The organism is Streptomyces flaveus (genome assembly GCF_014647675.1).
Lineage (GTDB): Bacteria > Actinomycetota > Actinomycetes > Streptomycetales > Streptomycetaceae > Streptomyces > Streptomyces flaveus.
On record NZ_BMPQ01000021.1, the window covers coordinates 11682 to 31644 of the forward strand.

A 19963-nucleotide genomic window follows, 5' to 3' on the forward strand; every position below is an offset into this window, starting at 1 on the left:
GCAGGCGTGGTCGATATCAACGAGTCCGTGATGCAGTTCCTTCTGGCGTTCATCGTCGTCGGCCCGCTCCTCGGCGCCGCCGCCGCTCTCCTCCCGGCCCCGCCCGGGCTGAAGGGAAAGTCCCCCGAGCAGGCCGTGCTGCGCCACGGCGTCACCGTCACCGGCGCCGTGCTCATCGCCGCGATCGTCCTCACGCTCGGCTTCGACCACGACCAGCCGTCGAAGATGCAGGCCACGACGGACATCAGCTGGATCCCCGCACTCGACGTGCGGGTCCACCTCGGCACCGACGGCATTTCCCTCCCCCTTCTGGTCCTGACCGCGCTGCTGACCTTCCTGTGCGCGCTGTACTCCTACTTCAAGATGCCTTCGGGCCCGACCCCGAAGGCCTTTGTCGCACTGCTGCTCGTCCTCGAGTCCGGCACCCTCGCGACCTTCGCCGTCCTCGACCTTCTGCTCTTCTTCCTTGCGTTCGAGATGGTGCTCATCCCGATGTACTTCCTCATCGCCCGCTGGGGCGGTGAGGAACGGCAGGCCGCCGCCTGGAAGTTCATCCTCTACACACTGCTCGGTTCCGTCGTCATGCTGCTGGGCCTGCTCCTCGTCGGGCTCAAGTCCGGCACATTCGACATGATGGCACTCGCCACTGACAACGGCCGGTCGCTGACCACATCCGTGCAGGTCATCGCCGTTTTGGCGATCGGAATCGGGCTCGCGGTCAAGACGCCGATGTGGCCGCTGCACAGCTGGCTGCCGGACGCCCACACCGCCGCGCCGACCGTCGGCTCCGTCCTGCTGGCCGGTGTCCTGTTGAAGATGGGTACGTACGGGTTCGTACGAATTCTGCTGCCGATCACACCCGACGGCTTCCGCACCTTCGCGCCCTACCTCGCCGCCTTCGCCGTCGTCGGGATCATCTACGGATCCCTCGCCTGCCTCGCCCTCGCCAAGCAGGGTGCGAAGGGCGACCTCAAGCGCCTCATCGCGTACTCCTCCGTCGGCCACATGGGCTTCGTACTCCTCGGCATCGCGACGATGACCCCGACCGGCGTGAACGGCGCGCTGTTCGCCAACATCGCCCACGGCCTCATCACCGGCCTGCTGTTCTTCCTGGTCGGCGCGCTCAAGGACCGTACGGGCACGACCGACCTCGACACGCTCGCGGAGAAGACCGGCGCCGCCCTCTACGGCAAGGCCCCGCGCCTGGGCGGCCTGCTCGCCTTCGCTGCCGTCGCCTCGCTCGGGCTGCCGGGCCTCGCCGGGTTCTGGGGCGAAATGCTGGCGCTGTTCGGCGCGTTCGATCCCGCCGACGACCTCAGCCGGCCCGCGTTCCTGACCTTCATGGCGATCGCCGCGTTCGGCACCCTGCTCACCGCCGCGTACATGCTCATCGTGGTACGCCGCGTCTGCATGGGCGTCGCTCCGCAGAACAGCCCCGGGCTCGCCGACATCCAGACGTACGAGTTCGCCGCCTGGACCCCGCTCGTCGCCCTCACTGTCCTTGCCGGACTCTGGCCCAAGGCTCTCCTCGGTCTGACCGACCCGGCCGTGCAGCAGCTCCTCGCAGGAGGCACCCGATGAGCTCCCTGGCCCAACCTCTGGCCGAGTCCGTGGTCCAGTCCGTCGACTGGCTCGCGATCGCGCCGCCCACCATCGCGGCGGTCGTCGGCCTCGTGGTGCTCGTCGTCGACCTCTTCGTGGGCGACGCCAAGAAGGCGCTGCTCGGCTGGCTCTCAGTCGCCGGACTCGCCGCGTCCACGCTGATGCTGCTGCCCCTCCTGGACGGCGACCGCTCCACCTTCTGCCTGACCGGTGACGCGAACGTCTGCAGCTACACGGCGGACCGGTTCACGCTCGTCATCCAGTTCCTCGTCCTCGGCGGAGCCCTCCTGGCAGCCCTTCTCTCCGTCACCGCCCTGAAGGATGCCAACAGGGAACTCCCCGAAGGGGAGTTCTGGTTCCTGCTGCTCTCCTCGGCTGCCGGCGCCGCCCTGCTGCCCGCCTCCCGCGACATGGCGACCCTGATCGTCGCCCTGGAAGTCGCCTCACTGCCTGCCTTCGCCCTCGTCGGTATCAAACGCGGCGACAGAAAGTCCTCCGAAGCGGCCCTGAAGTTCTTCCTGTCCTCGGTCACCGCGACCGCCGTGAGCCTCATGGGCGTCAGCTTCGTCTACGCCTCCACCGGCACCCTGTACCTCACCGAGATCGCCAACGAGATCCAGAACGTCGACGGACAACTCCACACGCTCGCCCAGGCGGGCGTCGTCCTCACCCTCGTCGGCTTCGCTTTCAAGACGGCCGCCGTGCCCTTCCACTTCTGGGTGCCCGACACCTACGTAGGGGCACCTTTGCCGGTAGCCGCCTACTTGTCGGTCGTCGGCAAGGCGGTCGGCTTCTCCGGGCTGATCCTCGTCACAGTGATCGCCCTCCCGTCGTACGCCGACGTCTGGGGACCGGCACTCGCCGCCCTGGCCGCTCTCACCATGACGATCGGCAACGTCGGTGCCCTGCGGCAGCAGTCCACGCGTGCGTACAGCGCGGTACGGCTGCTCGCCTGGTCCTCGGTCGGCCAGGCCGGCTACCTCCTCGTGCCGATCGCCGCCGCCGCGTACTCCCAGGACGCCGAGAAGGCCATCGGCTCCACCGTCGCGTACGCCCTGATGTACGCCGCCGTGAACCTCGGCGCCTTCGCCGTGGCCGCCCTCGTGGCCCGCACGAAGCCGCTCAACCGCATCAGCGACTACCGCGGTTTGTACGCCTCGCGCCCTCTCTCCGCGCTGATCCTGGGCTTCTTCCTGCTCTGCCTCGCGGGCCTGCCGCCGGGCATCATCGGCCTCTTCGCCAAGGTCACCGTCTTCTCGGCGGCCGTGGACGCGGGCCTTGGCTGGCTCGCCGTGGTCATGGCCGTCAACGTCGTGATCGCACTCTTCTATTACCTCCAGTGGACGACGCTCCTGTTCCGTGCCCCCGAAGGGGAACCCGAAAAGCACCGCGTCCCGGCCCCGCTGACCGCCGCGATCGCACTGACCGCGGTCCTGGGAGTCGCCCTCTCCGGAGCACCCCAGCTGGTCCTGCGCTTCTCGGACACCGGCCTCTTCTGAGCCGCGACACGCGCCCCTTCTGAGCCGCTGACGGCATCCGGCACGCGCGCGTGGGGCACCCGAACCGCACGCGCGCGTGCCAGGCATTGCCGCACTCACCCGGACGGCCCACCCGCGCAGCCGCGCGCACAAGGGAACTAGGGCTTCCCGCCTGGCGTTGACCAGTAAGGGAGGGTCCACTGGACCGTGGAAGCACGGAATCAGTGACAGAGATCAGCAAGCAAAGGGTTCCCCTGCGGCACAACTTGGAGGGCGTACCGTGCACCGCCGGCACAACGGGCTCAGGACCGCCGTACTCCTCGGGGGACTGTCCGCACTCATCATCGTCATCGGCAGCTTCTTCGGGCGTATGGGCCTTGTCGTCGCGCTGCTCATCGCGATCGGCACGAACGCGTACGCGTACTGGAACAGCGACAAGTTGGCGCTACGCGCGATGCGCGCACGCCCGGTGAGCGAGTTCGAGGCCCCGGCCCTCTACCGGATGGTGCGCGAACTCTCCACGCAGGCCCGCCAGCCCATGCCCCGCCTGTACATCTCACCGACCGAGGCACCCAACGCTTTCGCGACGGGCCGCAACCCGCGCAACGCGGCCGTGTGCTGCACCGACGGCATCCTGCGGATCCTGAACGAGCGTGAGTTGCGCGGCGTCATCAGCCACGAGTTGAGCCACGTCTACAACCGCGACATCCTGATCTCGTCGGTCGCCGGCGCCCTCGCCTCCGTGATCATGTTCCTGGTCAACTTCGCCTGGCTGATCCCGATCGGCCGCTCCGACGACGACGAGGGCCCCGGACTTCTAGGGATGCTGATGATCATCATCCTGGGCCCGCTCGCCGCGTCCCTGATCCAGCTCGCCATCAGCCGCTCCCGGGAGTACGAGGCCGACGCGTCCGGCGCCCAGCTCACCGGTGACCCGCTGGCCCTCGCGAGCGCCCTGCGCAAGCTCGAAGCGGGTACGAAGCAGCTTCCGCTGCCCCCCGAGCCTCGCATCGAGACCGCAAGCCACATGATGATCGCGAATCCCTTCCGTCCGGGCCAGGGGATGTCCAGGATGTTCTCCACGCATCCGCCGATGGCGGAGCGCATTGCCCGGCTCGAGCAGATGGCAGGTCACCACCAGTGAAGACAATCCTGAACGTCATATGGTTCGTACTGAGCGGCTTCTGGCTGTTCCTCGGCTACTTGTTCGCGGGCGTGCTGCTGTGCATAACGATCATCGGCATCCCGTTTGGCATCGCGGCGTTCCGTATCGGCGTGTACGCCCTGTGGCCGTTCGGACATACGACGGTCGAGCGTCCTGGCGCGGGCGCGGCCTCTTTCGTCGGCAACATCCTGTGGCTGATCCTCGCGGGCTGGTGGCTCGCCCTCACCCACATCGTCACCGGTGTCCTCCAGTGCGTCACGATCATCGGCATCCCCCTGGGGATCGCCAACTTCAAGCTGATCCCGGTTTCACTGGTCCCCCTGGGGCGCGAAATCGTGCGTACGGACCAGCCGTTCGCAACGTCGCGCTGGTAGAGCGGCGCGGGGGTGCGGCAGCCGAAGTACGCCTTGGCGGCCTACGACGTCGAGGCCGAGGACGACGAGATCTGGGCCCTGTGTGCGGACGCCGGGAACCTCTTCGGTGATCCGCGTCCCCCCGCGCGCGGGACGTACGAATTGCTGGGCTGCGCGCCCGAAGGGGCGTTGAGTACCGCCCTGGCATGTGCGCGTGCCGATGGCTCGGCACCGCTCGGCTTCCTCGCTCTGCAGATCCTCGACAAGAAGGGCGAGCGGGTCGACGAGTGGTGTCTGGAGGACGTACGTGTTCTCAGTGACCGCCTGTGCGCGCGTGACATGTCACTGCTCGACATCACGATCGAGGCGCGCCAGTCCCCGCACAACTCGTTCGACTATCCGCAATGCCCGCCGCTCTCCCCGGGCTACCGGCTGCTCGGCGCGGAGGACGAGGCACGGGGCAGCTGCCGGGACCTGGCGTACGTCGAGAACAGTCGGCCGGACCTGGTCGAACCGTCCGTGCGGCTACTCGGCTGTTCCCCGCAAGGAGCCCTGCGTACGGCGCTCGACGCGGGCGAAGAGGACCTGGGACACGCCAAGCTGATCCGCCTCGACGCATCCGGCCGCGCCGTTCAGACCGCCGTCGAGGGCGAGCTCATCGCCTGGATCCCATCCGGCCGCGGCCTGGTGGACCTCACGCTGGAACCCTGGTCCGAGCGGCCGCCGACCGCGGCCCAGGAGGTCTGGGAGCTGTGGGACGACGGACGCCCGGCTCTGCCCAACTCCTGGTCGCGGTGCGGTACGGAGGGACGCCGCTACTGGCTCGACACGGTGCGGGACAATCACGTCGCGCACAAACCCGACGCTGCGCCCGGCGGCACATACCACCTCGACGGCCGTCACATCACCGACGAGCCCGGCTTCTTCTGCGCGCTCGGCGAGGCGGTGAACGGACCCGGGGGTTACTTCGGCTGGAGTCTCGACGCACTGGCCGACTGCCTCTGCGGCGGCTGGGGAGCCGGGTGGCCCTTCAAGCTGGTCTGGCACGACGCGGAGGTCGCCCGCATCTGCCTCGGCCTCACGCCGCGTATCGACAACCGGCCTTGGACCTTCGAGGAACTCCTCGAATTCCTTGCGGCCAAAGGCATCGACGTCCGTCTCGCCTAGCTCGGCACCACTCGTCCACAGCCCGGTTATCCACAGCCCGCCCGATTGTCAGTGGCGCCCTGCATCATGAACCCATGACCGAGATCGAGCAATTGATGACAAGTGTCGCCGCTGAGGCCCGCAACTCAAGGCCCTGGCGCCGACCTTCACTCCCCGAGCCCGCGAACGCACCTCCGTAGTGTGCGCTGCAAGGCATCTACTCCGGGCGTCGTTCGTCCTGCCAGGGTCAGGACAAGCCTGCGCTCGGCCGACGGCAAGTGCTGCCCTGCCGCCCGCCGCCTGTTCGCTCGTACGACGAGCGCCACGCGCCGCCCTTCGTACGCTCAGCCGACCCGCGCTAGCCAGAGTCCCGCCCGCGCCGGCGCGAGGCCAGCCACTTCCGCCCTCCATACGCAGCTGCCCCCACACCCAGCACACCCACGCCCACAACCACCGACACCCCCGGCAAGGCGAACGCCAGCGTGACGCACCCGACTGCCCCCACCGCCGGCCCGACACGCGCCACGAAGTCCGAACGGAGCGTCCAAGCCGAGGCATTGGCGATCGCGTAGTACACGAGCACACCGAAGGAGGAGAAGCCGATAGCCCCTCGCACATCCACCGTCGCGGCCAGCGTGGCGACCACCGCGCCGACGGCCAGCTCCGCCCGATGAGGCACCTGGAAGCGCGGATGCACGGCGGCAAGCGTGCCCGGGAGATGCCGGTCGCGGGCCATGGCCAGCGTCGTCCGCGACACCCCCAGGATCAGCGCGAGGAGTGAGCCGAGCGCCGCCACGGCGGCACCGACGCGTACGACCGGGACGAGCCCTGGCACACCGGCCGCTCGTACCGCGTCCGCCAGCGGCGCCGTCGCCTGCCCGAGCCCGCCCGACCCCAGCACGGAAAGGACAGCCACCGCCACAGCCGCGTACACCAGCAGCGCGATGCCCAGCGCCAGAGGGATCGCGCGCGGAATGGTGCGCGCCGGATCCCGTACCTCCTCGCCGAGCGTCGCGATCCGCGCGTAGCCGGCGAAGGCGAAGAACAGCAGGCCGGCCGCCTGAAGCACACCACCCGCGCCCCCGGAGACCCCCACGTCGAGCCGCCCGGCGTCGGCGTCCCCGGAGGAGAGACACACGACCACCACGGAAGCGAGTACCGCGAGAACCACCGCCATGATCGCCCGCGTCAGCCAAGCAGACTTCTGCACACCGCCGTAGTTCACGACGGTCAGCGCCACCACGGCCCCGACCGCCACCGCGTGCGCCTGCCCTGGCCACACGTACGCGCCCACGGTGAGCGCCATCGCCGCACACGAGGAGGTCTTGCCGACGACGAACGACCAGCCCGCCAGATAGCCCCAGAACTCCCCGAGCCGCTCCCGCCCGTACACATACGTCCCGCCCGAGGCGGGGTACAGGGCGGCGAGGCGCGCCGACGACATCGCGTTGCAGTACGCGACGACGGCGGCGATGCTCAGGCCGAGGAGCAACCCGGACCCGGCCGCATGTGCCGCGGGCCCGAGGGCGGCGAAGATCCCGGCGCCGACCATCGACCCGAGGCCGATGACCACGGCGTCGCCGACGCCGAGCGTCCTCCGCAGCCCCGCCTCGGGCTGCGGCGAGCCGGGCTGCCCCGCACGGGAGGCACCCGGACCGGACGGCGACGAGCCGGGGCGGCCAGAACCGGACTGTGTCATGAGCCGCACCCTACTGATCAGTGCAACCGGCCGACGCCGCACGGGCGTCCTCCCCAGCAACAACACACGAACAACGGCAAGAACCGCAGCACAGGCGAAGCCGCGAACAGCAGCACATGAGCGGCATGAACACAGCCTGGCGGGAGCAAGATCACAGCACGGGTACAGCACGGAGGGGCAGGTTCACGGTATGGGCATCATCAGCTGGATCATTCTGGGGCTGCTGGCCGGCGCCATCGCCAAGTTCCTGCTACCGGGTCGTGACCCGGGCGGCTTCATCGGCACGACGCTCATCGGCGTCGCGGGCGCGTTCATCGGCGGCTGGATATCCGCCCGCTGGCTGGACCACCCGATCAACAAGGATTTCTACGACGGCGCGACCTGGGCCGCCGCGATCGGCGGCTCGCTCGTCCTGCTGGTCGGCTACCGCGTCCTGTTCGGCCACTCGCGCAACTGAGTACGCACCCTCAAACCGCAGCCAGCAGGTGGGAAGGGTGGGCACCGACGGTGCCCACCCTTCCCCGTGCGCGCAACAAGCGCGATGTCACCGGTAGTTCACGAACTGCAGCGCGAAGTCGAAGTCCTTGCCCTTCAGCAGTGCGATCACGGCCTGCAGGTCGTCGCGGCTCTTCGAGCTGACCCGCAGTTCATCGCCCTGAACCTGGGCCTTCGCGCCCTTCGGGCCCTCGTCGCGAATGATCTTCGCCACCTTCTTGGCGTTCTCCTGGGAGATGCCCTCCTCGATGGAGGCGAAGATCTTGTACTCCTTGCCGGAGAGCTGCGGCTCGCCCGCGTCCAGGGCCTTCAGCGAGATGCCGCGCTTGATCAGCTTGGACTGGAAGACGTCGAGGATGGCCTTGACCCGCTCCTCGGAGTTCGCCTCCATCAGGATCTTTTCGCCGGACCAGGAGATGGAGGCGCCCACGTTCTTGAAGTCGTAGCGCTGTGAGATTTCCTTGGCGGCCTGGTTGAGGGCGTTGTCGACCTCCTGCCGCTCGACCTTCGAGACGATGTCGAAACTGGAGTCGGCCATGTCCTGTGGCTCCTTGTATCGGGGTGCGTGGGGCGGCCGTCGAGCCCGGCATCGGTCCCGGCCGCATCCGCATAAGCCTAGCCACCCCCGTCCTCCGAGCGGCGATCAATCGGGTGGCGAAGCACCCCTGGGCATCGGGTATCGTTTACGTCGTTGCCACAGAGCACCACCGAAAGGCGGTTCGAAGGGCAACAACCCCCGGCGGTGTGGCTCAGCCTTCCCAGGTTCGAATCCTGGCGCCGCCACTTTGAGAGACCCTCTTGGGCCTGTGAGAAAGCAGGCCCAAGAGGGTCTCTTCATGTCGTCTCCCGACCGGATGCCGTCCCACCCACCGGCCTGAGCTGTTGCGTCGGCCCCTCTCCCCTCCAGGGCTGAGCAAGCCGCTTCACATAGCTGGAGTACGCCGGTGGCGAGTGTGGAACCGGCGCAGAAGAATCCGGCAGAGGCTATCGATCCGGCCGGTTGCCGTTCGATGCATGGGTGAGAGCGGGGAACAGCCATGCTCTGCCGGTCGAAAGTCATGAGACGTGACCGCCCGGTGATCCGTTTCGAGACGGAACATTCGAGACGGAACAAGGGGAATGTCATGCCAAGCTGCGCGTACACAACCCCACGGTCTCGCTGGACGGCTTCGCCGCCGGTCCAACAAGCAGCGCCTGGACACGTCCTTCGGCGACGGATCGCAGAGCAGGAACCTGACCTCGGAGAAGGAACGTGCTGCGGACTGGGGGACAAGTCGCACCGCGCGCCGCCGTCCGGCTTCGTACGCTGATCCGTATGTCGTCACGCCGCAGGAACTGCCCCGAGTGCCGTCGCGAGATCGCCGTCGTCGCCGGGCGGTTCGCACGGCACGACCCGCCGGGGGCGCGCGAGAGTGGGCAGCTCATGTCGTGCCCCGGGTCGCGTCGGCAGGCGCAGCTCGGGGCAGTCCAGCCGGGGCTGGACGAGTACGTCGTGCCGGACTTCCCCGGCCAGCTCCCTCTGTTCTGACCAGCTCCTGCACTCACTCCTAGGCCGACCGGCTCCCGCAAGCCTCTTCCGACCAGCCCCGCCCCTCTGAGCCAGAGGTCAGTCAGACAGCCCTCCGAGCCAGAGACCAGCCGGAACAACCAGACGTCAGGAGACAGGCCGTACGTCCATCCGGCTCACCAAACCCTCCGGGCTGAAGCGGTACACATGCTCGACCAGCTCCTGCGCCCAGTGATCGCCCGCATCATCCCGCAGCCCCGGCCGCACGGTGGCGACCACCCGCTGCCCGTCCTCGTCGAGGCGCAGCCCCTCCAGCCGTACGAGGGGATGCGCGGCCTCGAACTGCGCCGCCCAGTAGGTGCGTACCTCGTCGTGGCCGTGCAGCCGGATCCCGTCGGCGACGTTCGGCCAGTCCACGTCCGGGGCCAGGCAGTGCGGGACGAACGCGTCGCGTTCAGCAGTGCTGAAGACCTCGTACATCTTCCGCAGCAGGGCCTCCTGCGCGGCGGGAACCTCGGCGGCGGGCACGGGAACTCCTCGACTCGGGCTGACAGGACGTCCTCAGGCAACCACTGGCCCACGTTCGCCGCCGCCCCTTGCGTCGTGAGCGAACAGCACGGGCCCGACGAACTCAGCCTCCGTCATCGACTCAGTTCCCTGCCACTGACTTCACCGCCACGGAAACCGGTGCCGACCCGCTGATCAGCTCCAGCGTCAGCCCGGCCGTCGCCGGAGTGTCCAGCAACTCCGCGAGGACGGCCGCGACGTCATCGCGCGGTATGGGCCCACGCCCGGTGGACGCCTCCAGGCGTACGAGACCGGTGCCGGCGTCGTTCGTCAGCATCCCGGGGCGCAGGATCGTCCAGTCCAGGCTGTTGAAGCCGCGTATGTACGCATCGGCCTCGCCCTTGGCGCGCAAGTACACATCGAAGACGTCGTCCCCGGGATGCGACGGGTCCGCGCCCATCGACGACACCACCACGTAACGCCGCACCCCGGCCCGTACCGCCGCGTCCGCGAAGAGCACGGCGGCACCCCGGTCCACGGTGTCCTTGCGGGCCGCGCCGCTGCCCGGACCCGCGCCTGCCGCGAAAACGGCGGCATCGGCGCCCTGCAGATGTGCGGCGACCTCCTCGACCGAGGCCGACTCCAGATCGCACAGGACCGGCTCGGCGCCGGCCGCCTGCAGATCGTCGCCGTGCTCGGGTCGGCGGATGATGCCCGCGACCTCGTCACCGCGCGCGGCGAGCAGGCGCTCCAGCCGCAGCGCGATCTGACCATGACCTCCAGCGATGACAATGCGCATGTCTTCGACCGTACGCCCGGACACTGACACGCGCCGCACAACCCTGTGGACAACTCATGAGTCTCCTGAGCGATCAACGAATTACGACAACGTTCGCTGAGTGCTGAGTTACGAGGGCGACGCCGCGTGGCGTCAAAAGGAGACCGTCATCATCGCCATGACCGCAACTATGACTGCCATACGTAAGCCCCTCACCGCGGCCGGTTGCGCCGCCGCCCTGTTCGCCGGTGCGGCCGCCTGCGGCACGGTCGAGAACCTCACCGCCGGGCAGAAGGTCGACCGCGCCGTCGAGGGACTCGGCGAACAGAAGTCGCTCTCCTTCGAGTTGGGGCTCCACGCCAAGCCGTCCGCGCTCACGAAACTGGCCTCAGAGGCGGAGCCGGGCGAGGAACTGCCGCCCGAGCTCGCGAAGTTCTTCACCGGGCTGCGCGTCAAGCTGTCCGTCGAGTCGAAGAAGCCGCTCGCCGACTCGGGCGAGAAGGACCTCGTGGGTGTGGGCATGCGGGTCTCGGGAGCCGACGGAGTCCTGGCCGAGTTCCGGGTCGTCGGGGACTTCACGTACTACCGCGCCGACATGGAGGCGCTCGGCGAGGTGACGGGCGTCCCGTTCCCCACGGCCGATGAACTCCCCGAGAGCGAGAAGGAGTTCAGGAAGGTCCTTGAAGGTGAGTGGGTCAAGGTCGACAACTCCGAACTCAAGCAGTCCGGCAAGGGCACCTCGGGCTCCGAGGAGATCGACACCAAGACCCAGCAGAAGATCCTCAATGCCGTACGCGGTGTCGTCGCTCGCGAGGTCACGTTCAGCAGCAAGGGCGGCAGCGACGGCACCGAGCGGATCGTCGCCGAAGCCTCGTTCCGCGACCTGCTCACGGGTGTCTTCGACAAGCTCCGGCCGCTGGCCGACGATCTCCCGGCAGGCACCGAACTGCCCACCGACAAGGACCTGAAGGAAGCCCCCGACAAGAAGATCGCCGTCAACTTCTCCCTGAAGAACGGCGACCTGACCCGCGTCTCGGTCAACCTCGCGACCCTCGCGGACACCCCGAAGGGCGCCCGACTCCCGCTCGTCCTCACCTTCGGCAAGGCATCCGACGTCAGCGCCCCGTCCGACGCCACCGAGGTGCCCGCAGGAGAGTTCGCGGGCCCCGGCAATCCGTTCACGAGCGGGATGCTGAGCGGCGGCTTCTGACGGCCGAAGTTCTCGGCGAGAGACCGTCGGCGCCCAAAGCCATCGGCACAGGTGAAAAACACCGGCACGCGCGCGTGGATCTCAAAAACGTCCACGCGCGCGTGGGCCCTCAAGATCCAGCCTCAGCCCAGCCTGCCCGACGCCCTCGCCTCAGGACGGCTCCCCTACCCGCCCCTGCCGTGGCAGATCCAAGGCCACAGCCGCAGCCGAGCCGCAGAACTCCCGCACCGCATTCGTCCGGACCACCACCCGGCCCTGGTGCACCACGATTCGGCTGTACGCCAGCGACAGCGCCCCCGCCAGCCGGTCCCCGCGCACGGCGAGCAGCTCGGCCGGGAAGCCGGCCTCCACCCGCACCTCGGGCAGCCCGAGCGCCGCACGCGCCGACGAACTCACCGCGTCGTACGCGTCCTCGGGCCGCAGCCCGTAGCGCGAGGCCAGCAGATACGCCGCCTCCAGCGGATCTCCGCGCCCCACGGGGTTCGTTACGTCCCTCAGGGCGCCGCTGCCCGCAACGACCCGTACCCCGGCCGCCCGCAGCAGTCGTACCGGAGCCGTCCCGCGCCGGTCGACGCCCGAACAGCCGCCCTGGGGCAGGCAGACGACGGTCACCCCGGCCGCGGCGAGTTGGTCCGCGGCCCGAGACGCCACCTCCGAGGGCAGCCGCCCGAGGCCGCCGCACGGGCTGAGCGTCACCCGGGGCCGTAGCCCGCCCGTCATCGCCGCGAGCCGCGCGAGCCGCGCCGGATCGTCACCGTCCGTGTGCAGATCGACCGGGCAGCCGTGCTCCGAAGCGACCTCCAGGACCGCCTCCACATACCCCGTCGGATCGGGGTCGAGATCCGGACAACCGCCCACTACGGAGGCACCCATTTTCACCGCGTCCCGCAGCATCGCCAGCTCCTCGGCCCCGGCGAGCCCGGTCAGCACCCGCGGCATCGCCACCGCCGTCAGCTCTGCGAGTCCCCGCAGCGCGCGCCGCGCCTGGAGTACCGCCGCCAGCGCGCCGAGCCCCTGCACATCGCCGATGCGTACGTGGGAACGCAACGCCGTGGCCCCGTGCCCGAGGTGCAGCAACGCCGCCTCGGTCGTGCGGCGCTGGACGTCCTGATCGTCGTACGGGATCGGGCCGTCGCCGTCGGCCGACAGGGCCGTGTCGGCGTGGGCGTGCGGCTCCGCGGGGGCCGGCAGGAGCAGATAGCCGGCGAGATCCACGCGCGCGGTGTGCATGCTGAGGCTGCCGGCCGTGCCGACCGCCTCGATGCGCCCGCCGCCCAGCCGCACGTCCACGGTCCGGCCGTCGGTGAGCCGCGCACCGCACAGCAGCAGGGCGGAGCCATCGGCCCGGCCCGACGACGAGGAAGGGGGCTGCTGCGGCCGGCTGTCGGGCATCGCGCTCCTGGGTCTCGGGCGGCTGCGCAGGGGAACGAGTGATCACGCAGCGTGAGTCGAGCCTAGGGTGGCTGGCAGTGCGCTTCGAGGAGGAGCGGAATAGTCGTACCGGTGTGGTCCGCCGTGCATATGGGGCTGTTGGAACGCCTGTGGAGCCCCTGGGAGCTGCGCAGAACGCCGCGAGCGGGGCCGCACAGGTACGGCGAAACGGATTTGGGCGAACGGCGGCCGAGCGTGTAATGTCTTCATCGCTCGCCCCAATAGCTCAGTCGGTAGAGCGTCTCCATGGTAAGGAGAAGGTCTACGGTTCGATTCCGTATTGGGGCTCTGGTGTGAGAGGTCCCCGCCGCAAGGCGGGGCCGATCGCATCACAGCGGTGTAGCTCAGTCGGTAGAGCAAGCGGCTCATAATCGCTGTGTCACCGGTTCAAGTCCGGTCACCGCTACTGACAGTAGCCGATTGTGGGGTCGGTCCTTCGATCGGCTACTCTTCTGTGCGTTAATGTCCTATCCGTTCGTCAAGGAGCACTCCTGTGGCTGCCACCGACGTCCGCCCGAAGATCACGCTGGCCTGCGTGGAGTGCAAGGAGCGGAACTACATCACTAAGAAGAACCGGCGTAACAACCCGGACCGTCTTGAGATGAAGAAGCACTGCCCGCGTTGCAATGCGCACACCGCGCACCGCGAGACGCGATAAAACAGGCTCGTACACGAGGCCGTCCCCAGCTAACGGGGGCGGCCTCGCGTCGTTGTCGGCCGGCAGGGCCGACCGTCACGCATGCTTGTTCCGGGCCATCACAGCGACCATCAGGAGGTACCGGGCCATGGCGCTCGACCAGTCCTTCGTGGGGCGGTCCTACCCGCCCACCGATCCCTATGAGGTCGGCCGGGAGAAAATCCGCGAGTTCGCGGAGGCAGTGGGGGATCCCAGCCCCGCCTACACGGACCCGGAAGCCGCCAAGGCGCTCGGGTACGCCGATGTGATCGCCCCGCCCACCTTCGTGTTCGCGATCACCTTCAAGGCCGCGGGACAGGTCGTCCAGGACCCCCAACTGGGCCTCGACTACAGCCGGGTGGTGCACGGCGACCAGAAGTTCGCCTACAAGCGCCCGGTGCGCGCGGGGGACCGGTTGACGGTCGTCTCGACCATCGAGGCGATCAAGTCCATGGCGGGCAACGACATCCTGGACATCCGGGGCGAGGTCCACGACGAGGCGGGCGAGCATGTGGTGACCGCCTGGACGAAGCTCGTGGCCCGCGCGGCAGAGGAGGGCTGAGACGTATGGCGGCGAAGATCGCGTACGACGACATCGAGGTCGGCACGGAACTGCCGGCTCAGAGCTTCCCCGTGACCCGCGCCACGCTCGTGCAGTACGCGGGCGCCTCCGGGGACTTCAACCCGATCCACTGGAACGAGAAGTTCGCGGTCGAGGTCGGTCTCCCCGATGTCATCGCGCACGGCATGTTCACGATGGCCGAGGCGATCCGGGTCGTCACCGACTGGGTGGGCGATCCGGGCGCCGTCGTCGAGTACGGCGTGCGCTTCACCAAGCCCGTGGTCGTCCCGAACGACGACAAGGGGGCCACGATCGAGGTCGGCGCCAAGGTCGCGGCCAAGCTGGACGACAACACCGTCCGCGTCGACCTCACGGCGATGAGTGCGGGACAGAAGGTCCTGGGGATGTCGCGGGCGGTCGTACGACTGGCCTGATGGCATCGCATGAGTAAGGGGCACCCTCAATGGAGGCGTGCCCCTTACTCATGTGCTCTGCACGGCTCCCAGGGCAGCCCTTGACGTAGGTAGTGATTGGCCACTAACTTCATTCTCGTGGTCAGGATGAGTGCAGAAGAGAGGCGCGAGAGCGTCATCCGTGCGGCGGTGAGCGAGTTCGCCCGGGGCGGCTACTACGGCACCTCCACCGAGGCGATCGCCAAGCGGGTGGGTGTCTCGCAGCCGTATCTCTTCCGCCTCTTCCCCGGCAAGAAGGCGATCTTCCTCGCGGCGGCGGAGCGCTGTACCGAGGGCACCCGCCGTACCTTCGAGGAGGCCGCCAAGGGGCTGGAGGGCGAAGAGGCCCTGCATTCCATGGCGGACGCGTACACCAAGCTCATCGCGGAGCAGCCAGAGCTGCTGCTGATGCAGATGCAGATGTATGCCGCGGTGGGGGCCGCCGAGGAGGCGGGTGACCGCGAGTTCGGTGAGGCGGTACGGACCGGCTGGATGCGCCTGTGGGACACCGTCCACGTACCGCTTGGCGCTGACGTGAACGAAACCACGACCTTCTTGGCCTATGGCATGCTCGTCAACTGCCTGGTGGCCATGGGGTTTCCGCCCGAACACCGGGTGTGGGAGGGGCTCTACCCATCGGCCCGGACCAAGGGTCGGCTCGAACACTGAAACCGCAGTGGCGTAGATCGTCGCCTTCTCTATGCCCGCGAAAGTTAGTCATCAATAACTAACCAGCTCTCTGGGGGAGAGATGTCACAGGAGACACCACGTCGCGGGGGAACAGTGTGGGCCCTCGTCATCACCAGCGTCGCCGGGTTCATGGCGGCGCTCGACAACCTCGTCGTCACCACAGCGTTGCCGTCGATCCGGGAGGACCTCGGGGGAGGGATGGACGACCTGGAATGGACCGTGAGCGCGTACACGCTGACCTTCGCCGTGCTGCTGATGTTCGGTGCGGCGCTCGGGGACCGGTACGGCCGCCGTCGGCTCTTCCTCGTCGGCATCACGATCTTCACCGGCGCCTCGGCCGCCGCGGCCATGGCTCCCGGTATCGACTCGCTGATCGCCGCCCGCGCAGTGCAGGGTGTCGGCGCCGCGATCATGATGCCCTTGACGCTGACCCTGCTGACGGCCGCCGTGCCCGCCGCGAAACGCGGTATGGCGTACGGAATCTGGGGCGCCGTCAACGGACTTGCGGTCGCCTCCGGGCCGCTCATCGGCGGCAGCCTCACCGAACATGTCTCCTGGAACTGGATCTTCTGGCTGAACGTGCCGCTCGGCCTGGCCCTGCTGCCGCTCGCCCGGCTGCGCCTCTCGGAGTCGTACGGCTCGGGTGCCCCGCTCGACATCGCCGGCACTCTGCTCGCCAGCGGCGGCTTGTTCGGCATCGTGTACGGCCTGGTCCGCGCGCCTGTCGTCGGCTGGACCGACGGACTCGTCCTTCTGGGTTTGTTCGGGGGTACGGCCCTGCTCGTCGGCTTCGTGCACCACGGCAGCCATGCCAAGCACCCGATGCTGCCGATGCGGCTCTTCCGCAACCGGGCCTTCGCTGGGATCAACGCGGCCAGCCTGCTGATGTTCCTCGGGATGTTCGGCTCGATCTTCCTGCTCAGCCAGTACCTGCAGGGCGTTCTCGGCTACTCGCCCACCGAGGCGGGACTGCGGATGCTGCCCTGGACCGGTATGCCGATGCTCATCGCGCCGGTCGCCGGCTATCTGTCCGACCGGATAGGCGGGCGGCCGGTCGTCGCCGCGGGACTGTTCCTGCAGGCTGCCGGGTTGGGCTGGTTCGCTTCGATCGTCGAGACCGACACTTCGTTCGCCGCGCAGCTGCCCGCCCTGATCATCAGCGGCGTCGGCATGTCGCTTTTCTTCGCCCCGGCTTCCAGCCTGGTCATGTCCAGCGTCCGGGGGCAGGAACAAGGGATCGCGTCCGGCACCAACAACGCACTGCGCGAAGTCGGCGGCGCGCTCGGCATCGCGGTGATGGCTTCGATCTTCTCCGCGCAGGGTGGCTACGAGACCGGCCAGACCTTCGTGGACGGACTCAGGCCCGCACTGTGGGTCGGTGCCTCCGCCGTGGCCGTGGCGGGCGTCGCTGCACTGCTCATCCCGGCTCGCCGTCGCACGGCCGAGGTGCGGACACAGGACGACGAGGCGGCGCCCGCGCCGGTACTGGAGACGGCCTCGCGCTGAATTCGGAAACCCAACCCTCGGTTCGTCGCGAGTTCAGACAGCAAACCCACACGAGTTCGGAAAACAAACCCTGGAAGGAGGCCGGTCATGCCCACCCTCCCCTGGACCGTGCCGAACATCCCACCGGAGCGCACCGAAGCCCACGTCTTCGCCTCCCGCTTCGAAACCCGCACCCTCTGGGGAGCGCTCAAGTTCCTCGCCAGGACGCCGGGTGTCTGGCAGCAGGTGCGCAAGGCTCCGGGCGCGTACGGGGCCTCCCTGAAGGCGGCGCTGATGCGGCGGACCTTCTGGACGCTGTCCGCCTGGGAGTCGCCCGCGGCGCTCAAGGCCTTCGCCCGCTCCGGCACCCATGCGCCGACAGCCCGAGGACTCGGCCCTCAGATGCGAGACGCGAAGTTCGCCACCTGGACGGTGACCACCGACGACCTCCCGCTGGACTGGTCGGACGCGCTCCGGCGCCTGTAGCCGAGCCACACGGAGAACGGCCCCGCCCTGACCGGCGGGGCCGTTCTCGTACCCTTGTGCCCGTGCAGGAACTCCACGACGCCCCACTCGCCCCTCTGACCACCTTCCGGCTCGGCGGTCCCGCCGCACGGCTGATCACCGCGACGACCGACGCCGAGGTGGTCGCCGCCGTCCGCGAGGCCGATGACACCGGTACGCCGCTGCTGCTCATCGGTGGCGGCTCCAACCTGGTCATCGGCGACAAGGGCTTCGCGGGAACCGCCCTGCGCATCGCCACGCCCGGCTTCGAACTCGACGGTACGAAGCTGGAGCTGGCCGCCGGCGAGGTATGGACCGACGCGGTCGCCCGCACCGTCGAAGCGGGCCTCGCAGGCATCGAGTGCCTCGCCGGAATCCCCGGCTCCGCGGGCGCGACACCCATCCAGAACGTAGGCGCGTACGGCCAGGAAGTGTCGTCGACGATCACCGAAGTGATCGCATACGACCGGAAGACCCGCGAAACGGTCACCATTCCGAACGCCGACTGCGCCTTCTCGTACCGCCACAGTCGCTTCAAGGCCGACCCCGAGCGCTTCGTCGTCCTGCGCGTCCGCTTCGCGCTGGAGGACGCGGACGGGCTCTCCGCGCCGATCAAGTACGCCGAGACCGCCCGCGCCCTGGGTGTCGAGGCCGGCGAGCGTGTACCCCTCGCGGCCGCCCGCGAGACCGTCCTGAAGCTGCGCTCCGGCAAAGGCATGGTCCTGGACCCCGAGGATCACGACACCTGGTCGGCAGGGTCCTTCTTCACCAATCCGATCCTCATGGACGAGGAGTTCGCGGCGTTCCACGCACGCGTGCAGGCGCGTCTGGGCACGGACGCCACCCCGCCCGCGTACCCGGCGGGCGACGGCCACACCAAGACCTCCGCGGCCTGGCTGATCGACAAGTCGGGCTTCACCAAGGGCTACGGCACCGGCCCCGCACGCATCTCCACCAAGCACACCCTCGCCCTCACCAACCGCGGCGAGGCCACCACCGAGGACCTGCTCGCGCTGGCCCGCGAGGTCGTCGCCGGAGTCCACGCCGCCTTCGGGATCACACTGGTCAACGAACCGGTGATGGTGGGCGTCAGCCTCTGACCGGCCCTCTCACTCAGCCGGAGCCGTGAGCCAGGCGTCGATCCCGGAGAGAAGCTTCTCCTTGACGTCCTGGGGCGCAGCCGATCCCCGTACCGACTGCCGTGCCAGTTCGGCCAGTTCCGCATCAGTGAAATCGTGATGGCGGCGCGCGATCTCGTACTGGGCAGCCAGACGTGAGCCGAAGAGGAGGGGATCGTCCGCACCGAGCGCCATGGGGACCCCGGCTTCGAAAAGCGTGCGCAAGGGGACGTCCTCCGGCTTTTCGTACACCCCCAGGGCCACGTTCGACGCCGGGCACACCTCACACGTGATTCCGCGGTCCGCGAGCCGCTTCAGCAGACGCGGGTCCTCGGCGGCCCGCACCCCGTGCCCGATCCGCGACGCGTCCAGGTCGTCCAGGCAGTCGCGCACCGACGCGGGCCCCGTCAGCTCGCCGCCGTGCGGAGCGGCCAGCAACCCGCCCTCGCGCGCGATGGCGAAGGCTCGGTCGAAGTCCCGTGCCATGCCCCGGCGTTCGTCGTTGGAGAGCCCGAAGCCGACGATGCCGCGGTCCGCGTACCGCACGGCCAGACGGGCCAGCGTGCGGGCGTCCAGCGGGTGCTTCATACGGTTCGCGGCCACCAGGACCCGCATCCCGAGCCCGGTCTCGCGCATGGCCGAGTCCACCGCGTCCAGGATGACCTCCAGGGCCGGAATCAGCCCGCCCAGGCGAGGCGCGTACGACGTCGGATCGACCTGGATCTCCAGCCAGCCGGAGCCGTCCCTGAGGTCCTCCTCGGCAGCCTCGCGCACCAGCCGCTGAATGTCCTCGGGCTCTCTGAGGCACGACCGCGCCGCGTCGTACAGCCGCTGGAAACGGAACCAGCCCCGTTCGTCCGTGGCCCGCAACTTCGGCGGCTCGCCGCTGGTCAGCGCGTCGGGAAGATGGATCCCGTGCTTGTCGGCCAGCTCCAGCAGGGTGGTGATCCGCATCGACCCGGTGAAGTGCAGGTGCAGATGGGCTTTCGGCAACTCAGAGACATCACGTACGCGCTCCATCCCAAGATCCTGCCGTACACCCCCGTCGAGTCGGTAGCGCTTTCCCCGAACGTGGTCTTGCTCGCACAAACGACAGAGGGCGGCC

The 19963-nt window shown here is 68.7% G+C and carries 21 protein-coding genes and 2 tRNA genes; 17 read left to right on the forward strand and 6 right to left on the reverse strand.

The features are described 5' to 3' along the window. The first annotated feature begins 6 nt into the window (after positions 1-6). From IEZ21_RS31640 to IEZ21_RS31660, 5 genes are all read left to right on the forward strand, one after another. Positions 7-1581 (forward strand): NADH-quinone oxidoreductase subunit M, encoded by a 1575-nt coding sequence (locus tag IEZ21_RS31640; RefSeq protein WP_189325292.1) that lies wholly within the window; start codon positions 7-9, stop codon positions 1579-1581. Continuing rightward, on the forward strand, positions 1578-3101 hold the full coding sequence (locus IEZ21_RS31645; protein WP_189325293.1) for an NADH-quinone oxidoreductase subunit N: 1524 nt from the start codon (positions 1578-1580) through the stop codon (positions 3099-3101). The genes IEZ21_RS31640 and IEZ21_RS31645 overlap by 4 nt, the downstream gene beginning before the upstream one ends. Before the next feature lie 259 nt (positions 3102-3360). Continuing rightward, positions 3361-4224, forward strand: a complete 864-nt coding sequence (htpX, locus tag IEZ21_RS31650; protein ID WP_033319598.1) for a zinc metalloprotease HtpX — start codon at positions 3361-3363, stop codon at positions 4222-4224. Then, the gene (locus IEZ21_RS31655; RefSeq protein ID WP_189325294.1) at positions 4221-4619 is read left to right on the forward strand and encodes a YccF domain-containing protein; all 399 of its coding nucleotides are present in this window, start codon (positions 4221-4223) and stop codon (positions 4617-4619) included. Before htpX ends, IEZ21_RS31655 begins: the two co-directional genes overlap by 4 nt. Positions 4620-4631: 12 nt before the next feature. Continuing rightward, positions 4632-5765, forward strand: a complete 1134-nt coding sequence (locus IEZ21_RS31660; protein WP_189325295.1) for a barstar family protein — start codon at positions 4632-4634, stop codon at positions 5763-5765. Positions 5766-6102: 337 nt separating this feature from the next. On the opposite strand, the gene IEZ21_RS31665 is transcribed toward IEZ21_RS31660, so the two are convergent. Continuing rightward, positions 6103-7443, reverse strand: a complete 1341-nt coding sequence (locus IEZ21_RS31665) for an APC family permease (RefSeq protein ID WP_189325296.1) — start codon at positions 7441-7443, stop codon at positions 6103-6105. A gap of 190 nt (positions 7444-7633) precedes the next feature. Here IEZ21_RS31665 and IEZ21_RS31670 point away from each other — a divergent pair, with 190 nt between their 5' ends. Continuing rightward, complete coding sequence (locus tag IEZ21_RS31670; protein WP_189325297.1) at positions 7634-7900, forward strand: GlsB/YeaQ/YmgE family stress response membrane protein; 267 nt, start codon at positions 7634-7636, stop codon at positions 7898-7900. 87 nt (positions 7901-7987) lie between these two features. Here the strand turns inward: IEZ21_RS31670 and IEZ21_RS31675 are convergent, their stop codons facing one another. Further along, positions 7988-8476 carry a YajQ family cyclic di-GMP-binding protein gene (locus IEZ21_RS31675; RefSeq protein ID WP_033319602.1) on the reverse strand — a complete coding sequence of 163 codons (489 nt, stop codon included), beginning with the start codon at positions 8474-8476 and terminating at the stop codon, positions 7988-7990. A 777-nt stretch (positions 8477-9253) separates the two neighbouring features. On the opposite strand from IEZ21_RS31675, the gene IEZ21_RS31680 reads away from it, so the two are divergent. Further along, a complete protein-coding gene (locus tag IEZ21_RS31680; RefSeq protein ID WP_189325298.1) occupies positions 9254-9466 on the forward strand; it encodes a hypothetical protein in 213 nt (70 codons plus the stop codon). 126 nt (positions 9467-9592) lie between these two features. Here IEZ21_RS31680 and IEZ21_RS31685 read toward each other — a convergent pair whose 3' ends face one another. Further along, complete coding sequence (locus IEZ21_RS31685; RefSeq protein WP_246568331.1) at positions 9593-9973, reverse strand: nuclear transport factor 2 family protein; 381 nt, start codon at positions 9971-9973, stop codon at positions 9593-9595. Between the two features lie 121 nt (positions 9974-10094). Further along, entirely contained in the window at positions 10095-10751 is a 657-nt protein-coding gene (locus IEZ21_RS31690) for an SDR family oxidoreductase (RefSeq protein WP_189325299.1), read from the reverse strand. Between the two features lie 169 nt (positions 10752-10920). Between IEZ21_RS31690 and IEZ21_RS31695 the strand changes: the two genes are divergently transcribed. Next, positions 10921-11940, forward strand: a complete 1020-nt coding sequence (locus IEZ21_RS31695) for a hypothetical protein (protein WP_246568333.1) — start codon at positions 10921-10923, stop codon at positions 11938-11940. A 150-nt stretch (positions 11941-12090) separates the two neighbouring features. Here IEZ21_RS31695 and IEZ21_RS31700 read toward each other — a convergent pair whose 3' ends face one another. Beyond that, entirely contained in the window at positions 12091-13332 is a 1242-nt protein-coding gene (locus IEZ21_RS31700) for an amidohydrolase family protein (protein WP_189325300.1), read from the reverse strand. A 254-nt stretch (positions 13333-13586) separates the two neighbouring features. Here IEZ21_RS31700 and IEZ21_RS31705 point away from each other — a divergent pair. The 9 genes from IEZ21_RS31705 to IEZ21_RS31745 all read left to right on the forward strand — a co-directional run bounded on the left by IEZ21_RS31705 (position 13587) and on the right by IEZ21_RS31745 (position 18840). Then, positions 13587-13659: transfer RNA gene (locus tag IEZ21_RS31705), tRNA-Thr, on the forward strand. Between the two features lie 45 nt (positions 13660-13704). Further along, positions 13705-13777, forward strand: a tRNA-Met gene (locus IEZ21_RS31710). Between the two features lie 87 nt (positions 13778-13864). Beyond that, positions 13865-14029 (forward strand): 50S ribosomal protein L33, encoded by a 165-nt coding sequence (gene rpmG, locus IEZ21_RS31715; protein ID WP_003948671.1) that lies wholly within the window; start codon positions 13865-13867, stop codon positions 14027-14029. A 127-nt stretch (positions 14030-14156) separates the two neighbouring features. Then, a complete protein-coding gene (locus IEZ21_RS31720) occupies positions 14157-14609 on the forward strand; it encodes a MaoC family dehydratase N-terminal domain-containing protein (RefSeq protein ID WP_189325301.1) in 453 nt (150 codons plus the stop codon). Positions 14610-14614: 5 nt separating this feature from the next. Next, a complete protein-coding gene (locus IEZ21_RS31725; RefSeq protein WP_189325302.1) occupies positions 14615-15043 on the forward strand; it encodes a MaoC family dehydratase in 429 nt (142 codons plus the stop codon). Positions 15044-15160: 117 nt separating this feature from the next. Beyond that, positions 15161-15730, forward strand: coding sequence for a TetR/AcrR family transcriptional regulator (locus IEZ21_RS31730; protein ID WP_189325303.1), 570 nt, complete (start codon positions 15161-15163; stop codon positions 15728-15730). An 81-nt stretch (positions 15731-15811) separates the two neighbouring features. Continuing rightward, positions 15812-17257, forward strand: coding sequence for an MFS transporter (locus tag IEZ21_RS31735; RefSeq protein ID WP_189325304.1), 1446 nt, complete (start codon positions 15812-15814; stop codon positions 17255-17257). A gap of 87 nt (positions 17258-17344) precedes the next feature. After that, on the forward strand, positions 17345-17722 hold the full coding sequence (locus IEZ21_RS31740) for a DUF3291 domain-containing protein (RefSeq protein WP_189325305.1): 378 nt from the start codon (positions 17345-17347) through the stop codon (positions 17720-17722). Between the two features lie 56 nt (positions 17723-17778). Beyond that, positions 17779-18840, forward strand: a complete 1062-nt coding sequence (locus IEZ21_RS31745; RefSeq protein WP_246568335.1) for a UDP-N-acetylmuramate dehydrogenase — start codon at positions 17779-17781, stop codon at positions 18838-18840. Positions 18841-18849: 9 nt separating this feature from the next. Here the strand turns inward: IEZ21_RS31745 and IEZ21_RS31750 are convergent, their stop codons facing one another. Further along, positions 18850-19878, reverse strand: a complete 1029-nt coding sequence (locus IEZ21_RS31750; protein ID WP_189325307.1) for an adenosine deaminase — start codon at positions 19876-19878, stop codon at positions 18850-18852. Positions 19879-19963 lie beyond the last annotated feature (85 nt).

Bases quoted from the DNA above. Each gene is read 5' to 3' on its own strand.
- IEZ21_RS31700 (WP_189325300.1), bottom strand. From the start codon at position 13,332: ATGCCCGACAGCCGGCCGCAGCAGCCCCCTTCCTCGTCGTCGGGCCGG.
- IEZ21_RS31690 (WP_189325299.1), bottom strand. From the start codon at position 10,751: ATGCGCATTGTCATCGCTGGAGGTCATGGTCAGATCGCGCTGCGGCTG.
- IEZ21_RS31695 (WP_246568333.1), top strand. From the start codon at position 10,921: ATGACTGCCATACGTAAGCCCCTCACCGCGGCCGGTTGCGCCGCCGCC.
- IEZ21_RS31725 (WP_189325302.1), top strand. From the start codon at position 14,615: ATGGCGGCGAAGATCGCGTACGACGACATCGAGGTCGGCACGGAACTG.
- IEZ21_RS31645 (WP_189325293.1), top strand. From the start codon at position 1,578: ATGAGCTCCCTGGCCCAACCTCTGGCCGAGTCCGTGGTCCAGTCCGTC.
- IEZ21_RS31750 (WP_189325307.1), bottom strand. From the start codon at position 19,878: ATGGAGCGCGTACGTGATGTCTCTGAGTTGCCGAAAGCCCATCTGCAC.
- IEZ21_RS31670 (WP_189325297.1), top strand. From the start codon at position 7,634: ATGGGCATCATCAGCTGGATCATTCTGGGGCTGCTGGCCGGCGCCATC.
- IEZ21_RS31720 (WP_189325301.1), top strand. From the start codon at position 14,157: ATGGCGCTCGACCAGTCCTTCGTGGGGCGGTCCTACCCGCCCACCGAT.
- IEZ21_RS31665 (WP_189325296.1), bottom strand. From the start codon at position 7,443: ATGACACAGTCCGGTTCTGGCCGCCCCGGCTCGTCGCCGTCCGGTCCG.
- IEZ21_RS31735 (WP_189325304.1), top strand. From the start codon at position 15,812: ATGTCACAGGAGACACCACGTCGCGGGGGAACAGTGTGGGCCCTCGTC.
- IEZ21_RS31675 (WP_033319602.1), bottom strand. From the start codon at position 8,476: ATGGCCGACTCCAGTTTCGACATCGTCTCGAAGGTCGAGCGGCAGGAG.
- IEZ21_RS31680 (WP_189325298.1), top strand. From the start codon at position 9,254: ATGTCGTCACGCCGCAGGAACTGCCCCGAGTGCCGTCGCGAGATCGCC.
- IEZ21_RS31740 (WP_189325305.1), top strand. From the start codon at position 17,345: ATGCCCACCCTCCCCTGGACCGTGCCGAACATCCCACCGGAGCGCACC.